The organism is Limnohabitans sp. Rim47, from assembly GCF_001517545.1.
Taxonomy (GTDB): domain Bacteria; phylum Pseudomonadota; class Gammaproteobacteria; order Burkholderiales; family Burkholderiaceae_C; genus Limnohabitans_A.
Map to the genome: position 1 here is coordinate 138,658 of NZ_FBYA01000005.1, position 24,782 is coordinate 163,439.

General features: G+C 59.0%; 27 protein-coding genes. 14 read left to right on the plus strand and 13 right to left on the minus strand.

Annotation, left to right across the window (positions count from 1 at the left end):
* Positions 1-26 precede the first annotated feature (26 nt).
* Complete coding sequence (locus tag BN3544_RS12390) at positions 27-1,289, plus strand: multifunctional CCA addition/repair protein (protein ID WP_026036683.1); 1,263 nt, start codon at positions 27-29, stop codon at positions 1,287-1,289.
* Positions 1,290-1,303: 14 nt separating this feature from the next.
* On the opposite strand, the gene trxC is transcribed toward BN3544_RS12390, so the two are convergent.
* Positions 1,304-1,750, minus strand: coding sequence for a thioredoxin TrxC (trxC, locus tag BN3544_RS12395; RefSeq protein WP_019430168.1), 447 nt, complete (start codon positions 1,748-1,750; stop codon positions 1,304-1,306).
* Positions 1,751-2,116: 366 nt separating this feature from the next.
* Between trxC and BN3544_RS12400 the strand changes: the two genes are divergently transcribed.
* From BN3544_RS12400 to BN3544_RS12410, 3 genes are read left to right on the plus strand one after another with little or no spacing between them, the layout of a single operon-like run.
* Positions 2,117-3,454, plus strand: coding sequence for a TolC family protein (locus BN3544_RS12400; RefSeq protein WP_162131425.1), 1,338 nt, complete (start codon positions 2,117-2,119; stop codon positions 3,452-3,454).
* Positions 3,451-5,565, plus strand: coding sequence for an ATP-binding cassette domain-containing protein (locus BN3544_RS12405; RefSeq protein ID WP_019430166.1), 2,115 nt, complete (start codon positions 3,451-3,453; stop codon positions 5,563-5,565). The genes BN3544_RS12400 and BN3544_RS12405 overlap by 4 nt, the downstream gene beginning before the upstream one ends.
* Before the next feature lie 2 nt (positions 5,566-5,567).
* On the plus strand, positions 5,568-6,833 hold the full coding sequence (locus tag BN3544_RS12410; RefSeq protein ID WP_019430165.1) for a putative HlyD family type I secretion protein: 1,266 nt from the start codon (positions 5,568-5,570) through the stop codon (positions 6,831-6,833).
* Positions 6,834-6,901: 68 nt separating this feature from the next.
* On the opposite strand, the gene infA is transcribed toward BN3544_RS12410, so the two are convergent.
* From infA to BN3544_RS12430, 4 genes are all read right to left on the minus strand, one after another.
* Positions 6,902-7,162, minus strand: coding sequence for a translation initiation factor IF-1 (gene infA / locus BN3544_RS12415; RefSeq protein ID WP_019426546.1), 261 nt, complete (start codon positions 7,160-7,162; stop codon positions 6,902-6,904).
* 14 nt (positions 7,163-7,176) lie between these two features.
* Positions 7,177-7,392: a hypothetical protein gene (locus BN3544_RS12420; protein WP_231733981.1), complete on the minus strand. Its 216-nt coding sequence runs from the start codon at positions 7,390-7,392 to the stop codon at positions 7,177-7,179.
* 376 nt (positions 7,393-7,768) lie between these two features.
* Complete coding sequence (locus tag BN3544_RS12425; protein ID WP_019430163.1) at positions 7,769-7,963, minus strand: DUF2905 domain-containing protein; 195 nt, start codon at positions 7,961-7,963, stop codon at positions 7,769-7,771.
* Positions 7,964-7,981: 18 nt separating this feature from the next.
* Complete coding sequence (locus BN3544_RS12430) at positions 7,982-9,139, minus strand: class I SAM-dependent methyltransferase (protein ID WP_019430162.1); 1,158 nt, start codon at positions 9,137-9,139, stop codon at positions 7,982-7,984.
* 184 nt (positions 9,140-9,323) lie between these two features.
* On the opposite strand from BN3544_RS12430, the gene BN3544_RS12435 reads away from it, so the two are divergent.
* From BN3544_RS12435 to BN3544_RS12460, 6 genes are read left to right on the plus strand one after another with little or no spacing between them, the layout of a single operon-like run.
* Positions 9,324-10,106 (plus strand): SDR family oxidoreductase, encoded by a 783-nt coding sequence (locus BN3544_RS12435; RefSeq protein ID WP_019430161.1) that lies wholly within the window; start codon positions 9,324-9,326, stop codon positions 10,104-10,106.
* A complete protein-coding gene (locus BN3544_RS12440; RefSeq protein ID WP_019430160.1) occupies positions 10,103-10,510 on the plus strand; it encodes a dihydroneopterin aldolase in 408 nt (135 codons plus the stop codon). The genes BN3544_RS12435 and BN3544_RS12440 overlap by 4 nt, the downstream gene beginning before the upstream one ends.
* The gene (locus BN3544_RS12445; protein ID WP_019430159.1) at positions 10,507-10,878 is read left to right on the plus strand and encodes a dihydroneopterin aldolase; all 372 of its coding nucleotides are present in this window, start codon (positions 10,507-10,509) and stop codon (positions 10,876-10,878) included. The genes BN3544_RS12440 and BN3544_RS12445 overlap by 4 nt, the downstream gene beginning before the upstream one ends.
* Positions 10,879-10,880: 2 nt before the next feature.
* Complete coding sequence (gene ttcA, locus BN3544_RS12450) at positions 10,881-11,816, plus strand: tRNA 2-thiocytidine(32) synthetase TtcA (RefSeq protein ID WP_019430158.1); 936 nt, start codon at positions 10,881-10,883, stop codon at positions 11,814-11,816.
* A gap of 16 nt (positions 11,817-11,832) precedes the next feature.
* Entirely contained in the window at positions 11,833-12,474 is a 642-nt protein-coding gene (locus tag BN3544_RS12455) for a DUF4136 domain-containing protein (protein WP_019430157.1), read from the plus strand.
* A gap of 23 nt (positions 12,475-12,497) precedes the next feature.
* Positions 12,498-13,142 (plus strand): histidine phosphatase family protein, encoded by a 645-nt coding sequence (locus BN3544_RS12460; protein ID WP_019430156.1) that lies wholly within the window; start codon positions 12,498-12,500, stop codon positions 13,140-13,142.
* A gap of 102 nt (positions 13,143-13,244) precedes the next feature.
* On the opposite strand, the gene ruvB is transcribed toward BN3544_RS12460, so the two are convergent.
* Together ruvB and ruvA are read right to left on the minus strand one after the other, a co-directional pair.
* Complete coding sequence (ruvB, locus tag BN3544_RS12465) at positions 13,245-14,291, minus strand: Holliday junction branch migration DNA helicase RuvB (protein ID WP_019430155.1); 1,047 nt, start codon at positions 14,289-14,291, stop codon at positions 13,245-13,247.
* Between the two features lie 14 nt (positions 14,292-14,305).
* Complete coding sequence (gene ruvA / locus BN3544_RS12470) at positions 14,306-14,881, minus strand: Holliday junction branch migration protein RuvA (RefSeq protein WP_019430154.1); 576 nt, start codon at positions 14,879-14,881, stop codon at positions 14,306-14,308.
* Between the two features lie 93 nt (positions 14,882-14,974).
* Here ruvA and BN3544_RS12475 point away from each other — a divergent pair, with 93 nt between their 5' ends.
* Together BN3544_RS12475 and ybeY are read left to right on the plus strand one after the other, a co-directional pair.
* A complete protein-coding gene (locus tag BN3544_RS12475; RefSeq protein WP_036075163.1) occupies positions 14,975-15,955 on the plus strand; it encodes a PhoH family protein in 981 nt (326 codons plus the stop codon).
* A 66-nt stretch (positions 15,956-16,021) separates the two neighbouring features.
* Positions 16,022-16,477 (plus strand): rRNA maturation RNase YbeY, encoded by a 456-nt coding sequence (gene ybeY / locus BN3544_RS12480; RefSeq protein WP_026036679.1) that lies wholly within the window; start codon positions 16,022-16,024, stop codon positions 16,475-16,477.
* Positions 16,478-16,831: 354 nt separating this feature from the next.
* Here ybeY and dbpA read toward each other — a convergent pair whose 3' ends face one another.
* From dbpA to tyrS, 4 genes are all read right to left on the minus strand, one after another.
* Positions 16,832-18,241 (minus strand): ATP-dependent RNA helicase DbpA, encoded by a 1,410-nt coding sequence (gene dbpA, locus BN3544_RS12485; RefSeq protein WP_019431023.1) that lies wholly within the window; start codon positions 18,239-18,241, stop codon positions 16,832-16,834.
* Positions 18,242-18,296: 55 nt separating this feature from the next.
* Entirely contained in the window at positions 18,297-18,740 is a 444-nt protein-coding gene (gene dtd / locus BN3544_RS12490; RefSeq protein ID WP_019431022.1) for a D-aminoacyl-tRNA deacylase, read from the minus strand.
* Positions 18,737-19,663 (minus strand): cation diffusion facilitator family transporter, encoded by a 927-nt coding sequence (locus BN3544_RS12495; protein ID WP_019431021.1) that lies wholly within the window; start codon positions 19,661-19,663, stop codon positions 18,737-18,739. Before BN3544_RS12495 ends, dtd begins: the two co-directional genes overlap by 4 nt.
* Before the next feature lie 61 nt (positions 19,664-19,724).
* On the minus strand, positions 19,725-20,957 hold the full coding sequence (tyrS, locus tag BN3544_RS12500; protein WP_019431020.1) for a tyrosine--tRNA ligase: 1,233 nt from the start codon (positions 20,955-20,957) through the stop codon (positions 19,725-19,727).
* A gap of 145 nt (positions 20,958-21,102) precedes the next feature.
* Here tyrS and BN3544_RS12505 point away from each other — a divergent pair, with 145 nt between their 5' ends.
* Together BN3544_RS12505 and BN3544_RS12510 are read left to right on the plus strand one after the other, a co-directional pair.
* Entirely contained in the window at positions 21,103-22,569 is a 1,467-nt protein-coding gene (locus tag BN3544_RS12505) for a M23 family metallopeptidase (RefSeq protein WP_019431019.1), read from the plus strand.
* Positions 22,570-22,681: 112 nt separating this feature from the next.
* Positions 22,682-23,818, plus strand: coding sequence for an anhydro-N-acetylmuramic acid kinase (locus BN3544_RS12510; protein WP_026036841.1), 1,137 nt, complete (start codon positions 22,682-22,684; stop codon positions 23,816-23,818).
* A gap of 33 nt (positions 23,819-23,851) precedes the next feature.
* Here the strand turns inward: BN3544_RS12510 and erpA are convergent, their stop codons facing one another.
* On the minus strand, positions 23,852-24,217 hold the full coding sequence (gene erpA, locus BN3544_RS12515) for an iron-sulfur cluster insertion protein ErpA (RefSeq protein WP_019431017.1): 366 nt from the start codon (positions 24,215-24,217) through the stop codon (positions 23,852-23,854).
* A 167-nt stretch (positions 24,218-24,384) separates the two neighbouring features.
* Entirely contained in the window at positions 24,385-24,777 is a 393-nt protein-coding gene (rpsI, locus tag BN3544_RS12520) for a 30S ribosomal protein S9 (protein ID WP_019431016.1), read from the minus strand.
* Positions 24,778-24,782: the final 5 nt, after the last annotated feature.

Sequence of the window (24,782 nt, forward strand, 5' to 3'; positions counted from 1 at the left end):
ACCCCGCGAACCAGCAGAAACGCCCCATGAAGATTTACGCCGTTGGAGGTGCCGTACGCGATGCGCTGCTGGGCCTGCGTGTACAGGATCGTGACTGGGTCGTGGTGGGCAGCACGCCAGAGGAGATGGCCACACAGGGCTTCACGCCAGTGGGCAAAGACTTCCCGGTGTTTTTGCACCCCCGCACGCGCGAGGAATACGCACTGGCCCGCACCGAGCGCAAGACCGCGCGGGGCTACAAGGGCTTTGCCGTGCAGGCCGATCCCAGCGTCACGCTCGAAGAAGACCTGGCCCGGCGCGACCTGACCATCAACGCGATGGCGGTTCCACAGGCCGTGGCCGCGCGCCTGAAAACGCCCACACCCAACTGGCTGAGCGACATCATCGACCCGTGGGGCGGCCTTGCCGACCTGCAAGCCCAACAATTGCGCCATGTGACCCCGGCTTTCGCCGAAGATCCGGTGCGCATCTTGCGCGTGGCCAGGTTTGCAGCCCGCTTCACCGGCTTTGAAGTGGCGCCGGAAACCATGGCACTGATGCAGGCCATGGTGTCAAACGCCGAAATTGACCACTTGGTGCCCGAACGCGTCTGGCAGGAACTGGCCAAAGGCCTGATGGCCGACAAACCCTCGCGCATGTTCCAAGTGCTGCGCGAATGCGGTGCGCTCAAGGTCTTGCTGCCCGATCTGGACCGTCTATGGGGCGTGCCCCAGCGTCAGCAATACCACCCCGAGATCGACACGGGCGTTCACATGATGCTGGTGATGGACATGGCAGCGCGTTTGAACATGCCGCTGACCGTGCGCGTGGCCTGCCTGATGCACGACCTGGGCAAAGGCAGCACGCCTGCTGATGTGCTGCCGCGCCACATCGGCCACGAGGGCCGCAGCGTCAAGCTCTTGCAAAAGGTGTGTGACCGCCTGCGCATACCCAGCGACTGCAAAGAGCTGGCCGAGGTCGTCGCGCGTGAGCACGGCAACATCCACCGCAGCGCAGAACTGGGCCCCGAAGCCGTGCTGCGCCTGCTCGAACGCTGCGACGCCATCCGCCAAGCCGAGCGCTTTGAGCGTGTGCTGCAAGCCTGCGAATGCGATGCGCGAGGGCGCTTGGGTTTTGAAGAAGCGGCTTACCCGCAGGCCGCGCGGTTGCGGCAAGCCCAGCAAGCAGCGCTCTCGGTGGATACCGCACCCATCGCCCAAGCTGCGGCAGCGCAGGGCCTAAAAGGCCCTCAAATTGGTGCACAAATCGCCCAAGCACGGATCGAGGCCATCGCGCACAGGGCGCATTGACGTGCACGCCCGTCTCAAAGGTGTGAACGTGTCCAATCAGCGATATCTTGTGCCGTGCGAAATGCCCCGGCCTGCCGGGCGACTTCTTTGCCGCCGACAAACAAGGCCAAGGTGGGAATACTGCGGATGTTGAAGCGGGCGGCAATGGCTTGTGCGTCTTCGGTGTTGAGTTTGGCCACCCGCACTTGGGGCTCCAAAAGGCTTGTCGCCTGCTCGTAAGCAGGGGCCATCATGCGACAAGGGCCGCACCAAGGCGCCCAAAAATCCACCAGTACAGGCACTTGGCTGCGCCCAATGTGCTTGTCAAAAGTGGCTGCATCCAGCGCCAGCGGATGTCCGTCAAAAAGGGCTGTGTGACATTGTCCGCAATCGGGGGCATGCCCCATATCGGCCACACGCACCCGATTGGTGATGTGGCAATGCGGACAAACAATGTGCAAGGCGTCGGCTGAGGCGGTCATGAAATCCCCTGTGTTGGATCTCATCTGGGGGGCATGCTGCTCGATTCAAGGGCTTTGCAGTTTGACGCCGTCATCGTGATCGCCCATGTCCCGCTCAACCCAAGCGGAAGGACATGCCCTACAGCCGTGGCACACACCACGGACGACGGGGCTCGGGGCTCGTGGCTCGTGGCTCGTGGCTCGGGGCAAAAACTCCAAAGTCATGGGAAATTCGCAAGCAAATTGCCAAAAAAATCAAAAGCTGCCCTCAAATTATTTTTAATACAAATTCGCTATAATTACATCTGAAAAATTTTCTTATATTTTCTTTTTTGCACGAACTCTCCATGAGTACGGCTCGCTTGAAGTCTGAGACTAGGTATGAACATGGGATTTCAAAAAATGAACACCGGCAGCTTCATTAAAAGAGCAAAGCCGCGCTTGGTGAGCACGGGATGGCTTGGCATCGCGCTTTGCATCAGCCCCGCATGGGGCCAAACTGCGGTGCCAGCACCCGATTCGCAAGCCCTCACGATCCATGCGCTGTATGCGGCAGCCCAACAAAGCCACCCCCTGTTGGTAGCGGCGCGTTTGGAAGCGGACGCTGGAAAAATCGATGTCACCGCCGTAGAACGCCAACGCTGGCCGACTTTTTCTGCGGTATTCGAGTCGCACGTTGGCAACAGCTCAACGCAGCCGTCACGCAGTTTGCGCGTACAGCAAATCATTTGGGATGGTGGACTGAACTCATCACGGGTCACCGAGGCCGAAAACCAGGTGCTCATCAGCCAATTCAAAGTGCAATTGCAGCAAAGACAACTTTTTCTGCAAATCACCCAGGCATGGCAAGCCATGCGAGCCGCCCACGCACGCGTTCAAGTAGCGCAAAAAACCATGGCGCGGCTCAACGGTTTTAGGGTGCAAATGCAACGGCGAGTCGACGCTGAAGCCTCTTCCAGCATTGACTTGGTGTTGGCCAACTCCCGCCAGTTGCAAACGCAGGTGGAGTTGGATGCGTCCCAAAGAAACCTGAGAGTGTCACTGCTCAAGCTGGAACAACTGTCGGGCGAAGTGAATCTGGGTGAACGCTTACCGACCCTGACACCCTTTCCCACCTTGACCAGTTCGGTGGCATTTCTCCAGCAACTGCAGCAAACCGACTGGGTCGACTTGGCCACGCGCTCGCCTTCGGTGCAGATTGCCAAAAGCGATGTGGTTTCAGCGCAAAACCGCTTGCTGACCAAAGAAGCCGAAAAATGGCCTCATTTGTATGTGCGCGTAGACAAACCGGTTGGCAACAATGCCTTCAACACCAACAACTCAGCGGTGGCTTTTGCAGGCTTGAGCTACTCACCAGGGGCCGGATTTGCCAATCTGGTAGAGGCAGAAGCTCTGACCAAGCGCATCGCCAAATCCGATCAAGGCGTAGCGACTGCGATGAAGGATATTCAGGAAACGTTGCAAAACGACCGTGAAGAATTCCTGAATGCCTACGCCCAAATTTCGGCGCTCGAAAAATCGGTTTCGGGCGCCGACATGGTGCTGGCCTCGTTTGAACGCCAGTTTCAGGCCAACCGGAAAACCTGGCTGGACCTGCTCAACCAAGTGCGTGAACTGGCGCAAAACGAATATGCGCTGGTCGACGCGCAAGCCAGTTTGGTCGGTTCGCGCTTGCGACTTGACATCAATATGGACCCCAACACCCTAGCCACGGCACAGCCATGATCAACAAAATTCAACTTGAATGGGCCATGCTGCGCGTGGCGCAAATGCAAGGCGCGGCCGCCGATGTCTTGGCGCTCAGAGCCAGTGTGGCCAGCCTGGATCAGGCAGACGCGCCCATGCTGCAACTGCAAAAAGTCGCATCCCAAATGGGCTTGCAAACGCCCTTGTACATGGATCAACCGGATCGCGCCCACCTGCCCTTGCTAGGTCACACCGTTCAATGGGGCTGGGTCATCTTGGTCGACTGCGACCCATCAGGTCAGTGGGTCTTGGTCAATGCGGATGGGCAGCACAGCTTGGCACCCACGGCTTTACAAGGCCAAGTGGCCTTGATCAAGTTCAACGCGCAAGCAGATGCGCACAAACTGTCGCAGGCCATGGGCGATAAGCCTGCCATGAAAACCTTCGCTCAGCAACTGCAACAGACCCTGCGCCAGCATCGACTGCCAATGATTGAAGCAGGGCTGGCCTCGGCCTTCATCGGCATGATTGCCCTGGCCACCTCACTGTTTTCAATGCAGGTCTATGACCGTGTGATTCCGTCTCGCAGTGAATACACCTTGGTAGTGCTCAGCACGGGCGTGTTGCTCAGCATCTTGATTGAATACGCCATGAAATTGGCCCGATCCCATTTGATGGATTATGTGGTTGCAGGGGTTGACCAACAACTCTCGCGTGAAGTGTTCCAGCAGCTGCTCAGCCTGCGCGTGGACCAGATACCCAGCTCGGTCGGCAGTTTGGCAGGGCAATTGCGGGGCTATGAACAGGTGCGCAGTTTTTACACGGCCAACACCCTGTTCACCCTGATCGACTTGCCCATGAGTTTGTTGTTTTTGGTGATCATTGCCTTGATCGCCAGCCCCTTGGTGGCGCTGGTACCACTGGTGTTTGGCGGTGTGGCTCTGTTTTTGGGGCTCAGAATTCGCAGCCAAATCAAAGAGCTGGCCAGAGAAAGTGCTGCTCTGTCAAATATGCGCACCGGTCTGTTGGTCGAGGCGGTAGAAGGCATTGAGACCATCAAGGCCGGTTCGGGCGGCTGGAAGTTTTTGTCCCGCTGGGTCAACTACAACAAGATGACCATTCAAGGCGACTTGCGCATGCGCAGTGCCACCGAGAATGTGGGCTACCTGTCCGTCGTGCTGCAGCAAATGAGCTATGCCGGCTTGGTGGTGGTGGGTTCGTTGCTGGTGATGCAAGGCCACATGACGATGGGTGCGTTGATTGCGTGCTCCATCTTGAGCGGACGCATTTTGGCACCCGTCATGGCCTTGCCGGGTTTGTTGGTGCAGCACTCCCACGCCAGCGCGGCTTTGGAGGGGCTAGAGCGCCTGTACACCCTTGAGTCAGACAACCACGGCATCCAGCACCCCTTGGTGCCAACGCACATCAAAGGCCATTACCTTTTGACCGATGTGCAGTTCGCCTATGGCCAAAATCCACCCGTGATTGCGGTGCCCAAACTGGAAATCAAACCCGGCGAACGCATTGCCATTGTCGGCCCGATTGGCGCAGGCAAATCCACGCTGCTGCGCATGCTGAGCGGCATGTACAGCCCGCAAAAAGGCAACATCCACATTGATGGCTTGGAGCTGGGTCACATCAGCCGACAGCTGCTGAGCCAAAAAATCGGTTTCTTGCAGCAAGACCACCGCCTGTTCCAAGGCTCCTTGCGCGAAAACTTGCTGATCGGCCTGCCCGACCCTGGCGATGAAGTGATTTTTGCCGCCATGACCCGCACCGGCATGGACCGCATTGTCGGCAGCCACCCCAAAGGCCTGGAACGCCCCATCATGGAAGGCGGAAAAGGCTTGAGCAATGGACAAAAGCAACTCGTGGCCTTCACCCGCTTGATTTTGTGCAAACCCGACATCTTGCTGCTCGACGAACCGACCGCCACCATGGACGATACGCAAGAGCGCCAGTGCATGGCCGTGCTGGCAGAAGAAGCTCGCGCTGGAAAAACCCTTGTGATCGTGACCCACAAACCCAGCACCTTGGCACTGGTCAACAGGATCATCGTGGTTGCCGGAAGCTCGATCGTCCTTGATGGCCCGCGCGACACGGTGCTGCAACAACTTCAACAGCGCCCTATTGCGCAACCTGCGAGCTGAACATGTCATTGACCCACTCCAATCTGCCCAAAGCACCGGCCCCCTCGGGCGTTGGCCTGCATTCAGAAACCGTCAGCGACGTGACCGCCAAACCTGCCACGTCGCCCATGCCGGTCGGCGACTTCAAACCACCGCACCGTTCGCGTGCTGTTTTGTTGGTATTCATGCTGTCGCTGATTGCGGCGGTCGTTTGGGCATCGGCTGGGAAAATTGACCAAGTCACGCGAGCACAAGGTCAAATCATTGCGGCAGAGCGCACGCAAATTATTCAATCCCCAGACGGCGGGATTTTGACCGAATTGCACGTGAAAGAAGGTGATCTGGTGAAAGCAGGCCAACTGCTGGCGACCCTGCAAAAAGAGCGCGCACAAGCGGCCGTGTCCGACACCAAGGCCAAAGTGGCCGCCTTGCGCATCACCCTGACCAGACTGCAAGCTGAGATCTTTGAAAAACCCTTGCAGTTCGATCCCTCGTTGCTGTCTTACACCAGCTACATTCAAAACCAGACCGAACTGTTCAACAAGCGACAACGCGCTTTCAAAGACGAGATCAGTGCGTTGAAGAAAATCCTGGCGCTGGCCGACGATGAATTGAAAATCAACCGCCTTCTCGAAGCCTCAGGCGACGTCAGTCGGGCTGAGCTCTTGCGCCTAGAGCGTTCCAGCGCCGACATTGGGGCGCAATTGACGAGCAAGCGCAACAAGTATTTTCAAGATGCACAGGCTGAGATGACCAAGACCCAAGAAGACTTGAGTACGCAGACCGAGCAATTGAATGACCGCACCAGCTTGTTGGAGCACACCGAGCTGGTGGCCCCTGTGGACGGCGTGGTCAATAACATCAAGGTCAACACCTTGGGCGGCGTGGTGCGTCAGGGCGACACGGTGATGGAGTTGCTGCCCGGTGGCAACAACCTGATTGTCGAGACAAAGATCTTGCCCGCAGACATCGGCTTTATAAAGATCGGCCAAACGGCCAGCGTCAAACTCGACGCCTACGATTACTCAATTTATGGCGGAATGCGAGGCAATGTGAGTTACATCAGCCCCGACGTGTTGACCGAAGAAACCAAGCAAGGCCCTATGACCTACTACCGCGTGCGCGTCATGATCACGGGCACCGAGTTCAAAGGCGAGAAAGCCAGTCAAATTCAAGTGCGACCTGGTTTGACGGCCAACGTGGAAATCAAAGCCATGGAGCGCACTGTGCTGAGCTACCTGATCAAGCCTTTGAGCAAGACCATGAGCATGAGCATGGGCGAGAAATAAGCGCTTGAACGCAAAAAGGGCGTGCCGGTGAAAGCACGCCCAATGAGGACTCAGAGTCCTTTGCTTATTTAGCGTGCAGGTGGGCGGCGTGGTGCCATCGGGGCACGGCCAGCCAAATGACGGAAGCTGATGCGGCCTTTGCTCAGGTCATAAGGCGAGAGCTCGAGCGTCACACGGTCACCCGCCAGAATGCGGATGTGGTTTTTGCGCATCTTGCCAGCAGAATAGGCGATCAATTGGTGGCCGTTGTCCAGCGTCACACGAAAACGCGTATCGGGCAAAACTTCGTTCACCACGCCCATCAGTTCAATCAGTTCTTCTTTAGCCATTTAAAACGTCTTTCTCAAAGCAGGATCGGTTTGGAGGTCTGGCGCTCCACCCACAACATGCCTTCATCGAGGGCGTATTGGCTGGCGGCGGCAGGTGTTGCAAATTCGGGCACAAAACGCATCACGCGGTCGGTGCTGGCGCTACCATGGCCACTGGCCACGGACACTTGCGCGCCAAATGCGCCATTGGGCAAAGCCCTAGAGCAAGGTTGAATTCGGAATTTTCCCATGGAGATGGGTTGGTGTGAACAGTAATGAATGGTCATGTATTTTAACTAACGGGGTCTTGCCGCTTTGAATGCCTCTTGGGGCTTTGCAGCGGCTAGGGTATTGGCATGTCCTGGTGCCAAAAACGCCCCCGATGTGCAAACCCTAGGGTCTGCCACAGAACATCACCGTGCAGAGGTGCGTCAAAAGGAAGCAAAAAATCGTCTGGGCCCAGCTCTCAATGAGCATGGCGGGCGATGTGCGCAGTGGAGGACAAGACTGGCATCCCTCTGCCGGGATGCGCTATCGGCTCAGAAAGAGCGAGATGGGCATAAGTCGCCAATGGCGTGCCGCACTGTACCACGTTCACGGTTTTAGTGCTTTTGCACTCTTTACGACTCACAACCAGCGGGCCACCGCCGCGGCCATCATGCTCAACAACAAGGTGCTGGTGATGGGGATGAACCATTCCCGCCCAAACAGCCTGAAGCGGAAGTCGCCGGGCAAACGGCCAAAACCCAGTTTTTGAAGCCACGGCTGCAGGCCACTGAAAATGACCAGCGCCAGCAAAACCACGATGAGCCAACGCAACATGCTGTGCCTTGCAGTCGTTTACAGGCGATGAGACCGGTCGCCCCGGGCAAAGCCCTGGGCCACACCATCGGCCGAGGTGGTCAAACCGATCACTTTGAACAACTCGCCCATTTCATGCTCATTCACCAGGCGTTGGGCTTGGCTGCGTTCGGCCAAAGAGGCTTGCGCCATGCGTTCGGCAAGGCCCAAGTTCAACAAAAACCACGCCTGACTGGCATAGCCCGCCACGGACAGGCCGGCATTTTGCGCAGCCAGCGCCACGCCCGTGAAATTGACATGGGCGGTAATGTCTTTTTGGCCCACGGCCAGCAAAGGGTTGTCGTCGGCTTGGTGCAACTGGTGACACATGACGGTGCCCATGTGGCGCTGAGGATGAAAGTATTCGGCCTCAGGAAAACCGTAATCAAGAAAAAATGCCGCACCGCCCTTGCCCGCCAAGAGCCGCTCGGCAAGGCTGGTGACGAAGGCCTCGGCCTGCGGATGGATTTCGGTCAGGTAGTCGTGTTCGCCTTCGATGTCGATGGGCGGGCGCAAGTCAGTCGGGCGGTCTTGCCAAGCAAAACCCTGGCCTGTGCTGACCACCCCGCGCTCGTGCCAGACGCCGTCTGTGCGCTGCAAGAGTTGCACCGGCATAGCATCGAGCACCTCGTTGCCGACCACCACGCCCTCGATGGCGTTAGGCCAGCTGTCGAGCCAGCGCACTTTGTCGGCATATTTCAACAAGGTATCGGCCTGGCGGGCCTGCAAAGTGCCCGACAAATCGATGATGGTGTAGCGGGCAAGATCGTCGCCCAGGCTGTCCAGCAACTGCAACGCCAATGCACCCGTGCCTGCGCCAAACTCCCAAACCTCGTCGGTGCCCGTGGCCTGCAAAGCCTGGCGCACCTGCACGGCCAGTGTTTGGCCAAACAGCGGCGATAGGCCGGGCGCGGTCACAAAATCACTGCCCGAAGAGGGCATGGTGCCGAACTTTTGCAGCGCATTGGTGTAGTACCCCAGCCCCGGCTCATACAGCGCCATGGCCATGAAGCGGTCAAAAGCCAGCCAACCACCCGCCTGGTCAATGGCCTGGTGGATGCGCTGGGTCAATTCACAAGAGGGAGTGGGCTTGGGCGTGGACACCCAGGGATTGTCGCCGAAGGCGTTCAGGGTTTTGCGCCGAATGAACGCCAGCATAGGCCGCTTGCCCGATAATTGGAGTTTTGTTTCATGCCTTGTCATGCCGGACGCAATCCGACATCCAAACATCGACAAGCATGCCCCCGGGTCAAGTCCGGGGTGACAAACAGGCATCGATCCCCGATCTTTTTCAGGGTGACACCTCAAGCACACAGCACAAGTTAGCAACAAGCCACCATTTATGAAACAAGTTCTGGTCACCGGAGGCGCTCACCGCCTGGGCGCAGAGATCGTTCGCCAATTTGCGGCGGCGGGCTGGCGCGTGTGGTGCCATTACCAAAGCTCGGCCATGGCAGCGCAAGCGCTTCAGGCCGAACAGGGCGCCCAAGGGGCGTGCGTCGAATTGGTACAGGCCGATCTGGCACAACACGCCGAAGTCGAACGCATGGTGGCCCACATCACGCAAAGCCACGGCCCACTGGATTGCTTGGTCAACAACGCTTCGCTGTTCGAGCCCGACACCGGGGCTGCAATGGACCTGACCGGCACCCGCCAGCAGCTGGAGGTGAACCTGATCGCGCCACTGGCTTTGGCGTCTTTGATGGCAAGGCAAAACGCCCCCGAGTCCACGCCCGGCCAGCGCAGCGTGATCCACATCTTGGACCAGAAGGTGTTCAACCTGAACCCAGACTATTTTTCATACACCGTCTCCAAACTGGCGCTGGAGCGCTCGGTGGCCTTGCAGGCGCAGGCCTTGGCCCCTTTGCGTGTGTGCGGTGTGGCACCTGGCCTGATGTTTTTGAGCGGCCCGCAAACGCAGGACAACTTTGACCGCGCCAGCCGCGTGAACCTGATGCGCCAGCCGATCGACCCGGCGCAGGTGGCCGCCACCTGCCTGTTTCTGGCACAAAACCCCTGCATCACCGGCACCACGGTGTGCGTGGACAACGGCCAGCATCTGGTGCCCCTGGACCGCGATGTGATGTTCTTGGCCGACACGCCCCACCCGAAAGACGCGTCATGAGCGACAAACTGAACACGGCCATGACCGAATTGGCGCTCAACTGCCGCCGCCTTTTTTTGCGCAACCACACGGTGGACGTGCGCATTGGCGCACACGACTTTGAAAAGCTCGGCCCCCAGCGCATCGTTTTCAATGTGGAACTGTTTGTGCCCTACAGCGCCTCCACCCCCACACAGGACGACCTGACCGAGGTGCTGGACTACGACTTCATCCGCGAGGTGATTGCGCGCCGTGTGGCCCAGGGCCACATCGTGTTGCAAGAAACTTTGTGCGACGACCTGATGCGCGAATTGATCGCGCACCCGCAGGTGCAGGCGGTGCGCCTGTCCACCTGCAAACCCGATGTGTACCCGGACTGTGAAGCCGTCGGGGTCGAAATTTTCCAGATCAAACCAGCCTCATGAAAACCCCTGCCGGACACCAAACACTGGAGCTGACTGGTTTGCGCTTTGACGCCAACCTGGGCATCCTCGAACACGAAAAAATCGACCCTCAGCCGATTCAGGTCGATGCCGAGCTGAACTTGGGCACACAGCCTCTGCTGCCCAGCGACGACGACATCCACCATGTGCTGGATTACCGCAAGGTGCGCAAGATCATCATCGACGAATGCACGGCCGAGCACATCAACCTGCTCGAAACGCTGATCGGCAAACTCTCCAACCGCTTGATGCAACTGCCTGGCGTGCTGGGTGTGCGCGTCAAGATTGCCAAACTTGAAATTTTTGAAGACTGCGAAGTGGCCATTCGCATGGAAACCGGACAGTGGTGAACATGAACACAACAACTGAAAACACCTGGGTGGACGCTGAAAGCCAAGCCGATGCGGCGGCCAAGGCCGTCAAGATCGAGCGCGAAACCCACAAGCTCGAAAAGCGCCTGTGCCGCCAGATGGGCCAAGCCATCAGCGACTTCAACCTGATTGAAGCGGGCGACCGCATCATGGTCTGCATGTCGGGCGGCAAAGACAGCTACGGCATGCTGGATATCCTGCTCAAGATGAAGGCCCGCGCCCCGGTGGACTTTGAGCTGGTGGCGGTCAACCTCGACCAAAAGCAACCCGGTTTTCCCGACCACATCCTGCCCGCTTACCTGAAAGAGCTGGGCGTTGAATACCACATCGAAACGCAGGACACGTATTCGATCGTGAAGGACAAAATCCCCGAAGGCAAAACCATGTGCAGCCTGTGCTCGCGTCTGCGGCGAGGTATTTTGTACCGCGTGGCGCGTCAGCTGAAGTGCAACAAGCTGGCTCTGGGCCACCACCGCGACGACATGCTGCAAACCTTCTTTTTGAACATGTTCTTTGGCGGCAAGCTCAAGGGGATGCCCCCGAAGTTGGTCAGCGACAACGGCGAGTTCATGGTCATCCGGCCACTGGCCTATGTGGCTGAGACCGACCTGATCCGTTGGGCAGCGCACCGACAGTTCCCCATCATCCCGTGCACACTGTGCGGCAGCCAAGAAAACCTGCAACGCCTGCAGGTGGGCAACATGCTGCGTGAGTGGCAAAAGAAACACCCTGGCCGCATTGAAAACATGTTTGCCGCTTTGCAAAATGTGGTGCCCTCGCACTTGATGGACGCCAAGCTGCACGGCTTCAAGGACCTGAAGATCACTGGCATCGAATCGGATGACGGCGACAAGGCTTTTGACGAAGAGGCATTCTCCGAACCCGGCTTGCCTGGCATTCAAGTGGTCTCGATGTAAATCCAGGAGGTGCGCCATGCACAAGGCAACACAAGAGCTCTCGCGGCGTTTTTCAGTGGCCTTGGCTGCACTGACCTTGACCCTTTTGACGGGCTGCGCCTCGATGCGCCTGATCGACAGCGATGTGGTTTCCGTGGCGGCAGTGCCGTCGGGCATGAGCCTGCAGGGCGCCAAGTACCGTTTTGAGCGCCTGCCTTCACAGATCAACAACCCTGAAGCCGGACTGGCCGAACAACAAGCCCAGGCGGCCATGACGGCCGTGGGCTTGGTGCGCGACGACGCAAGCGCCAGCCTGAGCGTGATGGTGGGCTTCAGTGGCACCCAATACCAAGCTGATCCTTGGGGTCGCCCGATCGGGCCGGGCTGGACACCTTACGGCAATGTCGGCGTGGGCATTGGCATTGGCATTGGTGCTGGCTCGCACATCGGACTGGGCACGGGCATGCGCTTTCCGCCGCCCACTCAGTTCCGCCGCGAGGTCAGCGTGATCATGCGCGACTTGAAATCAGGCCAAGTGGTCTACGAAACCCGCGCCAGCCATGCGGGCCCATGGAGCGACAGCGTGCCGATTTTTGCCACACTGTTCCAGGCCGCACTGGCCAACTTCCCCAACCCGCCCACAGGCTTGCGCCGGGTGAACATCGAACTGCCGCGCTGAACCGCTCAACCCACATCAAATTCATGGAACCGACCCGCATTTTGGCAATTCGCCACGGAGAGACCGACTGGAACGTGGACACACGGTTGCAAGGTCACCTTGACATCCCGCTCAATGACGTGGGCCTGCGCCAAGCGCAGCATTTGGCCAGGGCGCTGGTGCAGCGCGATGCCATCGATGCCATTTATGCCAGCGACCTTTCTCGCGCCCATACCACCGCCCAAGCGATTGCACAGCTTCTCGGCCAAAGCGTGACCACACACACAGGCCTGCGCGAACGGCACTTTGGCGCCTTCCAAGGGCGCACCTTTGCAGAGATCGAAACTGAACTTCCCGAGCACGCTTGGCACTGGCGCAAGCGCACCCCCGACTGGACGCCGCCTGAAGGTGGCGAATCGCTGATGGTGCTGCGCGAACGCATCGTCAACACGGTGGACGAACTGGCTGCCAAGCACCCAGGTCAGCAAATCGTGCTGGTGGCGCACGGCGGCGTGCTCGACATCCTGTACCGCGCCGCTACCCAATTGGCGCTGCAAGCACCGCGCAGCTGGCAACTGACCAACACCGCCGTGAACCGCCTGCTGTGGACGCCGCAAGGCCTGTCACTGGTCGGCTGGGGCGACACCTCGCACCTGGAGGCGCTGGGCAAGGACGAAACAACCGTCTAAGCGGCAAGATAAAGACGTGCAAGCGGCGGCTTCTGCCCGAACATGCGTTGACGATCGGGGGAAGATGACCGGCGCTGAAGCCACCGATCTACCCATCCCTCATCACTGCCCAAACGACTTGGGCGGTGTCACGCCCAGATGCTTGAAAGCCGCCAGCGTGGCCATGCGCCCACGCGGGGTGCGCTGCAAATAACCTTGCTGAATCAAATACGGCTCGATCACATCTTCGATCGTGTCACGCTCTTCGCCGATGCTGGCAGCGATGTTGTCCAGCCCCACCGGGCCGCCGTCAAAGCGGTGGATGACCGCTTCGAGCAGCTTGCGGTCCATCAGGTCAAAACCTTCGGGGTCCACATCGAGCATGACCAGGGCTTTTTGGGCAATCCCCTTGTGAATGGTGCCGTCGCCTTTGACATCGGCATAGTCGCGCACCCGCCGCAATAGGCGGTTGGCGATGCGGGGCGTACCGCGTGAACGGCGCGCGATCTCAAACGAGCCTTCCGGGTCAATCGGTGCTTTGAGCAAGCCGGCGCTACGGGTCACGATGCGGGTCAGCTCTTCAGGCGTGTAGAACTCCAGTCGCGAGACAATGCCAAAGCGGTCGCGCAACGGGTTGGTCAACATGCCGGCCCGGGTGGTCGCGCCCACCAGCGTGAAGGGTTGCAGATCGAGCTTGATGCTTCGGGCCGCCGGGCCTTCACCGATCATGATGTCGATCTGGTAGTCCTCCAGCGCGGGGTACAAAATCTCTTCGACCACCGGTGACAGGCGGTGAATCTCGTCAATGAACAGCACATCGTTGCGCTCCAGATTGGTGAGCAGCGCCGCCAAATCTTTGGGTTTTTCAAGCACCGGGCCGCTGGTCTGGCGCAGGTTCACCCCCAGCTCGGCCGCGATGATGTGGCTCAGCGTGGTCTTGCCCAAACCCGGCGGGCCAAACAGCAAGACATGGTCCAGCGGCTCTTCGCGCATCTTGGCGGCGCTGATGAAAATCTCTAGCTGCTCACGCACCTTGACCTGCCCGACGTATTCATCGAGCAGCTTGGGACGCAGAGCGCGTTCAATGGCCTCTTCTTGGTGGGAAACGGGGGCCGCCGAAATGACCCGAGCTTCGGGTTGGGGGGCGAAATCGTCGGTGCGGATGCTCATGGCTCAGTTCGTCTTCATTTGTTCAAGGCTTTGAGCGCGAGCTTGATGCCCTCGCTCACACCCACATCCACGGGCAGGCTCTTGAGGGCGGCGGCCGCCTCTTTGTCGCTGTAGCCCAACGCCAGCAAAGCTTGTTGGATGTCGTTTTGCGCATCGCTGGTGTTCACGGCGAACAAACCACCCAGGTCACCGCCCAGCTTGCCTTTGAGCTCCAGCAACAAGCGCTCGGCGGTTTTCTTGCCGATGCCGGGCACTTTGACCAGTCGCCCGACCTCTTGCGTGGTGATGGCTTGGGCCAAATCGGTCACGCTCATGCCCGACAGCACGCTCAAGGCGGTGCGAGGGCCGACGCCCGAGATTTTGATGAGCTGGCGAAAGGCCTCGCGCTCACTCAAGGTGGCAAAGCCATAAAGGATTTGCGCGTCTTCGCGCACCACAAAATGCGTGACCAAGCTGACTTTTTCACCCGTGGCAGGCAGGTTGTAAAAAGTGCTCATGGGCACATTGACTTCGTAGCCCACCCCATGGCAGTCCACGATCACCTCGGGTGGGTTTTTGTCGCTCAGGATGCCGGTGAGTTTGCCAATCATGGGGGGCCTTTGGGTTGCATGGATATGGAGGAGAATCGGGGCTCATTGGCCTGCAAATCACCAGCGAAACCACCCTCGGACAGGATTATCCCCTTGATCGTCAGACACACATTCACGCCGCACAATAACACCCGCTTGTCGCACCTGTGCGGCCCGATGGATGCCCATCTGCGCACCATCGAGGCGGGCTTGCAAGTGAGCATTGCGCACCGCCATGAGCAGTTCAAGGTGGATGGCCCCAAAGCGGTAGCCCTGAAGGCCATGGAGATTTTGCAGGCCATTTACGAACGCGCCGACCGCCCGATTTCACCCGACATGGTGCAGCTCATGCTGGTGGGCGACAGTGGCGGCGAAGAAGCCGACCTGCCCGCCTTGCAAACCCGCCGCACCGACCTGAAGGCCCGCACCCCGGTGCAGGCGGCCTATCTGGAAAGCATGGCCAGCCACGACATCACCTTCGGCATTGGCCCGGCGGGCACCGGCAAGACGTATCTGGCCGTGGCCTGCGCGGTGGATGCACTGGAGCGCGCCAGCGTGCAGCGCATCGTGCTGACGCGCCCGGCGGTGGAAGCCGGTGAGCGGTTGGGCTTTTTGCCCGGCGACTTGTCGCAAAAGGTCGATCCGTATCTGCGCCCGCTGTATGACGCGCTGTACGACCTGATGGGCTACGACAAGGTGCAAAAAGCGTTTGAGCGCAACGCGATCGAGATCGCACCACTGGCCTTCATGCGCGGGCGAACGCTGAACAATGCTTTTGTGATTTTGGACGAAGCCCAAAACACCAGCACCGAGCAAATGAAGATGTTCCTGACCCGCATCGGCTTTGGGGCCAAGGCGGTGGTCACCGGCGATGTGAGCCAGATTGATTTGCCCAAGGGCCAACTGAGCGGCCTGATCGACGCCGAGCGGGTCTTGAAGCGCGTCAAAGGCATTGCTTTCACGCGCTTTTCGAGTGCCGACGTGGTGCGCCATCCGCTGGTGGCCCGCATCGTGGACGCTTACGAGGCACAAGGCAGTGCCGCCATGCGCGCGGGTGTGAACACCCGCCGCAAATCTTTGCCCACCGACGATTGACGCAGCTGCGACATCGCGATTTTTTCCATGCAGGCTGCGCCCCCTTTGAACGACACCCACAAAACAATGGCCCTTCAAAAACTCCAACTGTCTCTGCAATTCGGTGACATCCCTTATGCAGCCCGCCACCGCGCCGCGCTGCCCCGCCACGCGGTCGCCCGCGCCATTCGCCATGCGCTGGCCGATGACGCTGAAATCACGGTGCGCATCGTGGGCGAAGAAGAGGGCCGCCAACTGAACCTGAGTTACCGCAAAAAAGACTACGCCACCAATGTGCTGACCTTCGACTATGCGCAAGAACCGGTGGTGATGGCCGACTTGGTGCTGTGCGCTCCAGTGGTCGCGCGCGAGGCCAAAGAGCAAGGCAAAACGCTGGCGGCGCACTACGCGCATTTGCTGGTGCATGGCACTTTGCACGCGCAGGGCTGGGACCATGAAACCAGCAAGGCCGATGCTGAGGAAATGGAGGCCTATGAGGTGGCCATTTTGGAGGGATTGGGATTGAAGAACCCTTACCTCTAAGTTCTTTTGCTCTGGCTTGTGCGGTGAGGCCTTGTATGGGGTGGGGCCGGGCTCCTCATGACGGGGTACCGAAAATCGTCACCCGGCCCCACCCCATACAAGGTCGTTGTGCATTTTTAAAACCTAGCGAGCATCAAAATCACGTCGAACCTGCAGACCTCTGAGCAAAAGTCCGTCAGCAACAGCCGATCTCTTGCTCGAATGACCACTCAGGTGAGTGAGGGGATGCGGCGGGTGACGATTTTYGGTACCCCGTCATGAGGAACCCGCCGCATCCCCTCACTCACCGCCTAAGCGAAAGGCACACACCGCCCAAGCGAAAGGCACACTTTGCCCCGACAAAAGGCAAGGATGTCAGAGCAACCGCACCTTCACGCTCTTGCCCTTGATCTTGCCGTGCGACAGCTGCGCCTCCACCTTTTTGGCCAGTGCAGCCTGCACCGCCACATAGGTGGAAAACTCGTTGACGTTGATCTTGCCGACCTGTTCACGGGTCAGGCCGCACTCACCCGCCAAAGCCCCCATCACATCGCCTGCGCGAATCTTTTCTTTACGGCCTCCAACAATTTGCAAAGTGCGCATGGGGGGCTGCAAGGGCCCACCCGCAGCAGGCGTCAAGCCAGACAGCGGCTCCCATTTGGACTCGCGGCCCTGCATCACCTCGATCTTGCCGACCGCGCCCATCTCATCCATGCTGGTCAAAGTCAGGGCCAAGCCTTCGGCATCGCCTCGCCCTGTCCGACCAATGCGGTGGATGTGGATTTCGGGGTCGGGCGTCACGTCCACGTTGATGACGGCCTCCAAGCCCTCCACGTCCAGCCCGCGTGAGGCCACATCGGTGGCCACCAACACCGAACAGCTGCGGTTCGAAAACTGCACCAGCACCTGGTCGCGTTCGCGTTGCTCCAATTCGCCAAACAGCGCCAGAGCGCTGTAACCCTGCGCCTGCAACACGGCCACCAAGTCGCGGCACTGTTGTTTGGTGTTGCAAAACGCCAGCGTGCGCTCGGGGCGAAAATGCGCCAGCAATTTCGACACCGCATCCAAACGCTGACTCTCGCTGACTTCGTAATAAATCTGTCGAATCTTGTGCGCGCTGTGTTGCGCATCGACCTTGACGGTTTGGGGCGCGCGCATGAACTGCGCGGCCAGTTTGGCAATGCCTTCGGGGTAGGTAGCCGAAAACAACAGGGTCTGGCGGTCTTTGGCGCACTGGCGTACCACCTTGGCGATGTCGTCGAAAAACCCCATGTCCAGCATGCGGTCGGCCTCGTCTAAGACCAGTGTGTTCACGCCTGCCAAGCTGAGTGAGCCGCGCTCCAGATGGTCCAAGATGCGCCCGGGCGTGCCCACCACCACATCCGCGCCGTGTTCCAGACTCAGCGTCTGGCCACGCAAGGCCACACCGCCACACAAGGTGACGACTTTCACGTTCTGGCGGGCGCGGGCCAGGCGGCGAATTTCTTGCGTGACTTGGTCGGCCAACTCGCGTGTGGGGCACAGGATCACCGCCTGAATCGCCGCACTGGGGGAGCCCGCGCTTTGCAAGCGTTCGATCAGGGGCAGGCCAAAGGCAGCGGTTTTGCCGCTGCCGGTGCTGGCTTGTGCAATCAGGTCTTGCCCGGCCAAGGTCAGCGGCAAGCTGGCCGCTTGGATGGGCGTCATCTGGGTGTAGCCCAGTTGTTCGAGGTTTTGGAGTGTGGCGGGCGCCAGCTGGAGCTGGGCAAAGCGAACGGCGTTCGCGTCTGGAGTTTTTGCAGTCATGCCCCGATTATCGGGGGCGGGGATGGTGGGTGCAGATCGACACGCGTGGCCGCGTTCAAGCGCTCATGCGCATCGGGATCGTGATGGGCCCGTCATTGACCAAGGACACCTTCATGTCCGCCGCAAAGCGTCCGGTCTGCACCCCGGGGTGCGCTTGCTGGGCTTGGGCCACAAAGTGCTCGTACAGGCGCCGCCCGTCTTCGGGCGCTGCTGCCTGTGTGAAGCTGGGTCGGTTGCCACCCGCCACATCGGCGGCCAGCGTGAACTGGCTGACCACCAGCAAGCCGCCACCCACATCCTGTACGCTCAGGTTCATCTTTCCCGCGTCGTCACTGAAGATGCGCAGCTTGAGCATTTTGGCCAGCATCCGATCGGCCACGGCTTCGGTGTCGCCTTTTTCGGCGCACAGCAGCACCAGCAAGCCCGCGCCGATTTGGCCGATCACGGCCCCCTCGACCCGCACACTGGCTTCACTCACCCGTTGCAGCACCGCGATCATTTCAAATCCCGTGTGTCGTGAAAATGCGCTTCCACATCGCTGGGCAAGAGCTGGATGGTCGCGCGCAAGCCGGGCACTTCGCTCATCAATGCTTGCTCCACACTGCCCCGCAAGGCAGCCGCTCGCCCCAAGGTCCAGCTGGCGGGCATGTGCATGTGCACATCCACAAAGCGACGCTGCCCTGCTTTGCGGGTGTGCAAGTGGTCAAAGCGGATGATTTCGGTATCGCCGCGCTGATGGGCAAAACCGTCCAATACCTTCTGTACTTCGGCCAAAACTTCAGGCTCCAGGGCTTCGTCCATCAGGCCTTGCGAAGACAGCCAAATCAGGTGCCAGCCTTCTTTCAAGATGTTCAGGGCCACGCCAATGGCCACCACCGCGTCCAGCCACAGCCAGCCCGTCACGCTGACCAACGCAATGCCAATCACCACCCCGGCAGAGGTCCAGACATCGGTCACTAAATGCCGCGCATCGGCCTCCAGCGCCAGCGAGCGGTGCTGTTTGGCAGCGCGAAACATCAACCAGGCCAGCAGACCGTTCAAGGCCGAACTGCCCACCGACAAAGCCAAGCCCAGCCCCACTTGCTCGATGGGTTGCGGGTCAAACACGCGATGCCCGGCTGCCCAGATGATGCCCAGTGCCGCCACCACGATCAGAATGCCCTCGAAGCCCGAGGAAAAATACTCGGCTTTGTGGTGCCCATAGGGGTGTTCTTCGTCGGCAGGCATGGCCGCCACGGTGACCATCATCAAACCAAAAATGGCACTGGCCAGGTTGACCAGTGATTCCATCGCGTCCGACAACAAACCGACCGAGTCGGTCAGCCACCAAGCCAATGTTTTGAGGCCAATCGTGATCAACGCGACCAGCACGGAAGCCCACAGCATGCGTTTGGGCGTCATCCAAGAATCAAGGCTTTTCATGCGGTCAGGATAGCGTTGAGAAATGAACCGACGATGAAGACCTGCGGGTTCTGACGGCCGATCAAGACAGCGTCACCTTGGCAAACTTGCGCTTGCCCACTTGCACCACGTAGGTGCCCGCGTCGAGCTTCAAGCCTTTGTCGCTGACCACGCTCGAATCCACACGCACACCACCGCCCTCGATCAAGCGCCCAGCTTCGGTGGTCGAGGGCGCCAACCCCGCCGACTTGAGCAAAGCCCCGATGCCCATGGGCGCGCCCGACAAAGACACTTCTGGGATGTCGTCCGGCACGCCGCCTTTGCTGCGGTTGATGAAATCCTGTTCGGCTGCATCGGCTGCTGCGGAACTGTGAAAGCGCGCTGTGATCTCTTTGGCCAGCATGACTTTGGCGTCCTTGGGGTTGCGCCCGCCTGCCACCTCTTGCTTCAAGGCATCGATCTCGGCCATGGACTTGAATGACAACAAGGTGAACCAGCGCCACATCAACACATCAGAAATGCTGAGCACCTTGGCGAACATGCTGTTGGGCTCTTCGGCGATGCCGATGTAGTTGTTTTTCGACTTGGACATCTTGTCCACGCCATCGAGACCTTCCAACAGCGGCATGGTCAAGATGCATTGCTGCTCCTGGCCGTACTCGGCCTGCAAGTGGCGGCCCATGAGCAGGTTGAATTTCTGGTCGGTGCCGCCCAACTCCAGATCGCTTTTGAGCGCCACCGAGTCGTAGCCCTGCATCAAGGGGTAGAGAAACTCGTGCACCGAAATCGGCGTGCCGGCCTTGAAGCGGTCATGAAAATCATTGCGCTCCATCATGCGGGCCACCGTGTACTTGGCAGCCAACTGAATCATGCCCATGGAGCCCAGCGGTAGCGACCACTCACTGTTGTAGCGAATTTCTGTTTTGGTGGGGTCCAGCACGAGGCTGGCCTGCTTGTAATAGGTTTCGGCATTGGCCTTGATCTGCTCAGGTGTGAGCGGCGGTCGGGTGCTGTTGCGTCCCGACGGGTCCCCGATCAGGCTGGTGAAGTCGCCGATCAAAAAGATCACTTGGTGCCCCAAATCCTGCAACTGGCGCATCTTGTTGAGCACCACGGTGTGGCCAATGTGGATGTCGGGGGCCGTGGGGTCCAAGCCCAATTTGATGCGCAAAGGCACGCCCGTGGCTTCGGATTTGGCCAGTTTTTGCAACCAATCCTCCTTGGGAATCAGCTCCTCGCAGCCCCGCAAAGTGACTTCCAAAGCATTCCGTGTCTTGTCCGTGACCGGAAATTTTGTAACGAGCGCTTGATTCATAAGGGTTTTTTCTAAAGTCAAATGGATATAGAACAGTACAATGATTCGCTATCTCCAGATCGCCCATTTTAAAGGGCGCGCTGACTCTACCTGTCGTGTTGCCACATCGCCAAAACTTTGGCCGGCACGAAACACCTCCGAATTGATGCATTTTCTCGTTTCCATCCAGTCCCGACTGGCCTCCTTGTTGATTGGCTTCTTGTTCCTTTGCACCACGGTGCTCGGCGCAGTGCTGATGGCCGTCCAGCGCGCACTGACTTGGCTGGACGGACAGCACCCTCAACTCGTACACACGCTGCATGCTTTCACCCGTTGGTTAAGCCGCCACCCCAAAGCCATCAGCGCGACACTGGCTTCGGTTTTGCTGGCCGGCGGTGGTGGCGCATTCGCCATCGCCAACTTGGGACCCGATATTGCCGATCAGCCTGTTGTCACACTCACCGTGCCCGTCGAGATTGCCCGACTGCAAGAGCAAGCCCAGTCTCTGGATCTGACCCAAATGCGCCTGTCGCGCACCGACAGCACGCGCTCATCGGACACGCCCGAAAGCTTGCTGCGCCGCCTCGGTCTGGTGGACCCTGATGCCGCTAATTTCCTGCGCAAAAATCCTTTGGCCAAACAGGCCCTTAAACAGGCTGGTCGTTCCGTCGTAGCTGAAGCCGATGGACAACAGCGCTTGCTCAATCTCAACGTGCGTTGGCTGAACAACGAAACTGACACATTCTTCCAGCGCTTGGCCATCAAGCGCACAAACCAAGGCCTGGAAGCGGCCCTGGAAACCTCGCCAATGAACACCAGTGTCCGCATGACGGGTGGCACGGTGGCGAGCTCTCTTTACGATGCGGCGGATGAAGCTCGCTTGCCTGATGCGGTGATTGGCCAGCTGACGCAGATTTTTTCCAACCAAATCGACTTTCACCGCAACTTGCGCAAAGGTGCCCGTTTTTCAGTGGTTTACGAGGTGCTGGAGGCTGACGGCGAGCCCGTGCGCACGGGTCGCGTGCTGGCCGCCGAGTTCAACAACGACAACAAGACCTTCGAAGCCGTGTGGCACCAGGAGCCTGGCCAAAAAGGCAACTACTACAGCATCGACGGCAAAAGCCTCAGCCGCACCTACCTGGCATCACCCGTAGCCTTCTCCCGCAAGACCAGTGGCTTCAGCATGCGTCTGCACCCCATATTCCAGACCATGAAAGCCCACTTGGGGGTCGACTATGCAGCCCCGACCGGCACACCCGCGCAAACAGTGGGTGACGGCGTGGTCGAATTCGCGGGCGTTCAAGGTGGCTTTGGCAACATGGTGATTATTCGCCATGGCAACAACCACTCCACCGTCTATGCCCACCTCAGTCGCATTCAGGTACGCAAGGGACAAACTGTTCAAAAAGGACAAGCCATTGGTGCCGTTGGCACGACGGGCTGGTCTACCGGCCCTCACCTGCACTTCGAATTCCGAGTCAACGGCACACACGTTGACCCACAAAAAGTCATTCAGCAAGCCCAAAGCACACCGCTCAGCCCGGCTGGCATGGCGCGGTTCAAGTCCGCTGCAGCGCAGGCCAAGGCGCAACTGCTGGCGGCTGCTCAAATGAGAGAAGTCACCTCACAGTGACCATCGAGGGCCGAAAGGCCCTTTTTTGATGCCATGACCGCACCCTGCGACATGCCCTCATCTTTTAGCGGAATGCTACCCCGAGCCAGTACCGCCCGCTTTAACCATCCAAATGACTGAACACTTCATAGGCCTGATGTCAGGCACTTCGCTGGATGGTGCCGATGGTGTGCTGGCACGAATGGACGCACGCGGACAATTGCAAGTTCTGGCCCATGCCTTTCTGGCTTTTGATGCACCTTTCAAAGCCGAACTCATGGCTCTGAACCAAAGCGGCCCCGATGAATTGCACCGCAGCGCACTGGTGGGCAACCAGATCGCACGCCACTATGCAACGGTGGTGCACACTTTGTTGCAGCAAGCTGGCTTGAGATCCCCCAGCATCACAGCCATTGGCGCACACGGCCAAACCGTGCGTCACCGCCCGCTTGAATTTGATGGAGACGCCACCCGTCAACAGCCCGCCGTCGGCTACACCATACAACTGATCAATCCGTCTTTGCTCTCCGAACTTACTGGCATCGATGTGGTGGCGGATTTCCGCAGCCGCGACCTGGCTGCTGGTGGTCAAGGTGCACCACTGGTGCCGGCTTTTCACCACGGCGTTTTTGCGCAGGCTGATGCTTGTGTAGCGGTGCTCAACATCGGGGGCATATCCAACCTCAGTGTGCTCAAACCCGGCAGGTTGGTCACCGGCTGGGACTGTGGGCCCGGTAATGCACTGATGGATCACTGGTGCGCCACCCACACAGGACAGCCCTTTGATCAAGACGGGAAATGGGCCGCAGCAGGCCACGTCAATGCCCCCTTGCTGACGGCGTTGCTGGCCGACCCTTTCCTTCAGCGCACGCCCCCCAAAAGCACCGGGCGAGACTTGTTCAACCCGGCCTGGTTGGCCCAGCATTTGCAAAACCACGCAAACATAACAGCCATCGACGTTCAGGCCACATTGACCGAATACACCGCCTTGGCCTGCGCCAATGACGTGAAAAGGCACGCCAACGAAGCGGCTTCTTTGGTCGTTTGTGGTGGTGGCGCCTTGAACGGGCACTTGATGCGACGTCTGGCCCACCATTTGCCCACGCTGCAGGTCATCAGCAGCGAAGCGCGGGGCTTGCCACCCTTGCAAGTTGAGGCTGCGGCCTTTGCTTGGCTGGCTTGCAAGGCCATGCGACGAGAGACAGCAAGCCTTCCAAGCGTCACGGGCGCCAGAGGCGCCCGTGTGTTGGGGGCAATTTACCCCCGCTGATGTTTTGCGAGCCCTGCCCGCTGCCTCATCCGATCAAGTCGAAAAAGAAGAACCGCAACCGCAAGTGGATGTGGCGTTTGGGTTCTTGATCACGAACTGAGCCCCTTGCAGGTCTTCTTTGTAATCAATCTCAGCCCCAATCAGGTATTGATAGCTCATGGCATCGATCAACAATGACACGCCATTTTTGCTCATGGTGGTGTCGTCTTCGTTGGTGATTTCGTCAAAGGTAAAGCCGTACTGGAAACCTGAGCAACCGCCACCTTGCACAAACACGCGCAGTTTCAGGTCCGGGTTGCCTTCCTCAGCAATCAGGTCAGCCACTTTGGCTGCCGCGCTGTCGGTAAAGACAATCGGGGTAGGCATTTCGGTCTGGATATTTTCAGCAAGAGCGCTCATGGTGTTTCTCCGGGTTCAATGCCAAATAGTATAGCGCGTTGGTCGGGAATTACCGCCTAAAGCAGCCAGTAACGCTACTGGGCTTGTGGGCATTTTGAGGTGCCCCAAAAGCAAAAAGCCGCCACGGCAGAACCGGTGCGGCTTTTTGGCGAAACAGGAAAAGCGGATTAACGCTTCGAGAACTGCTTGCGGCGGCGGGCTGAGTGGAAGCCGACCTTTTTACGTTCGACTTCACGAGCGTCACGAGTGACAAAACCAGCTTGGCTCAGCATAGGCTTGAGCGTTGCATCGTAGTCAATCAGAGCGCGGGTGATGCCGTGGCGCGATGCACCGGCTTGACCGGATTCACCGCCACCGTGCACGTTGATCATGATGTCGAAAGTTTCGGCATGGTTGGTCAACATGAGGGGTTGCTTGGCGATCATGATCGAAGTTTCGCGGCCGAAGTAGGCTTGGATGTCCTTGCCGTTGACCGTGATCTTGCCAGTGCCTTTTTTCAGAAACACGCGGGCGACGCTGGATTTGCGACGGCCTGTGCCATTGTTCCATTCACCAATCATCTCAA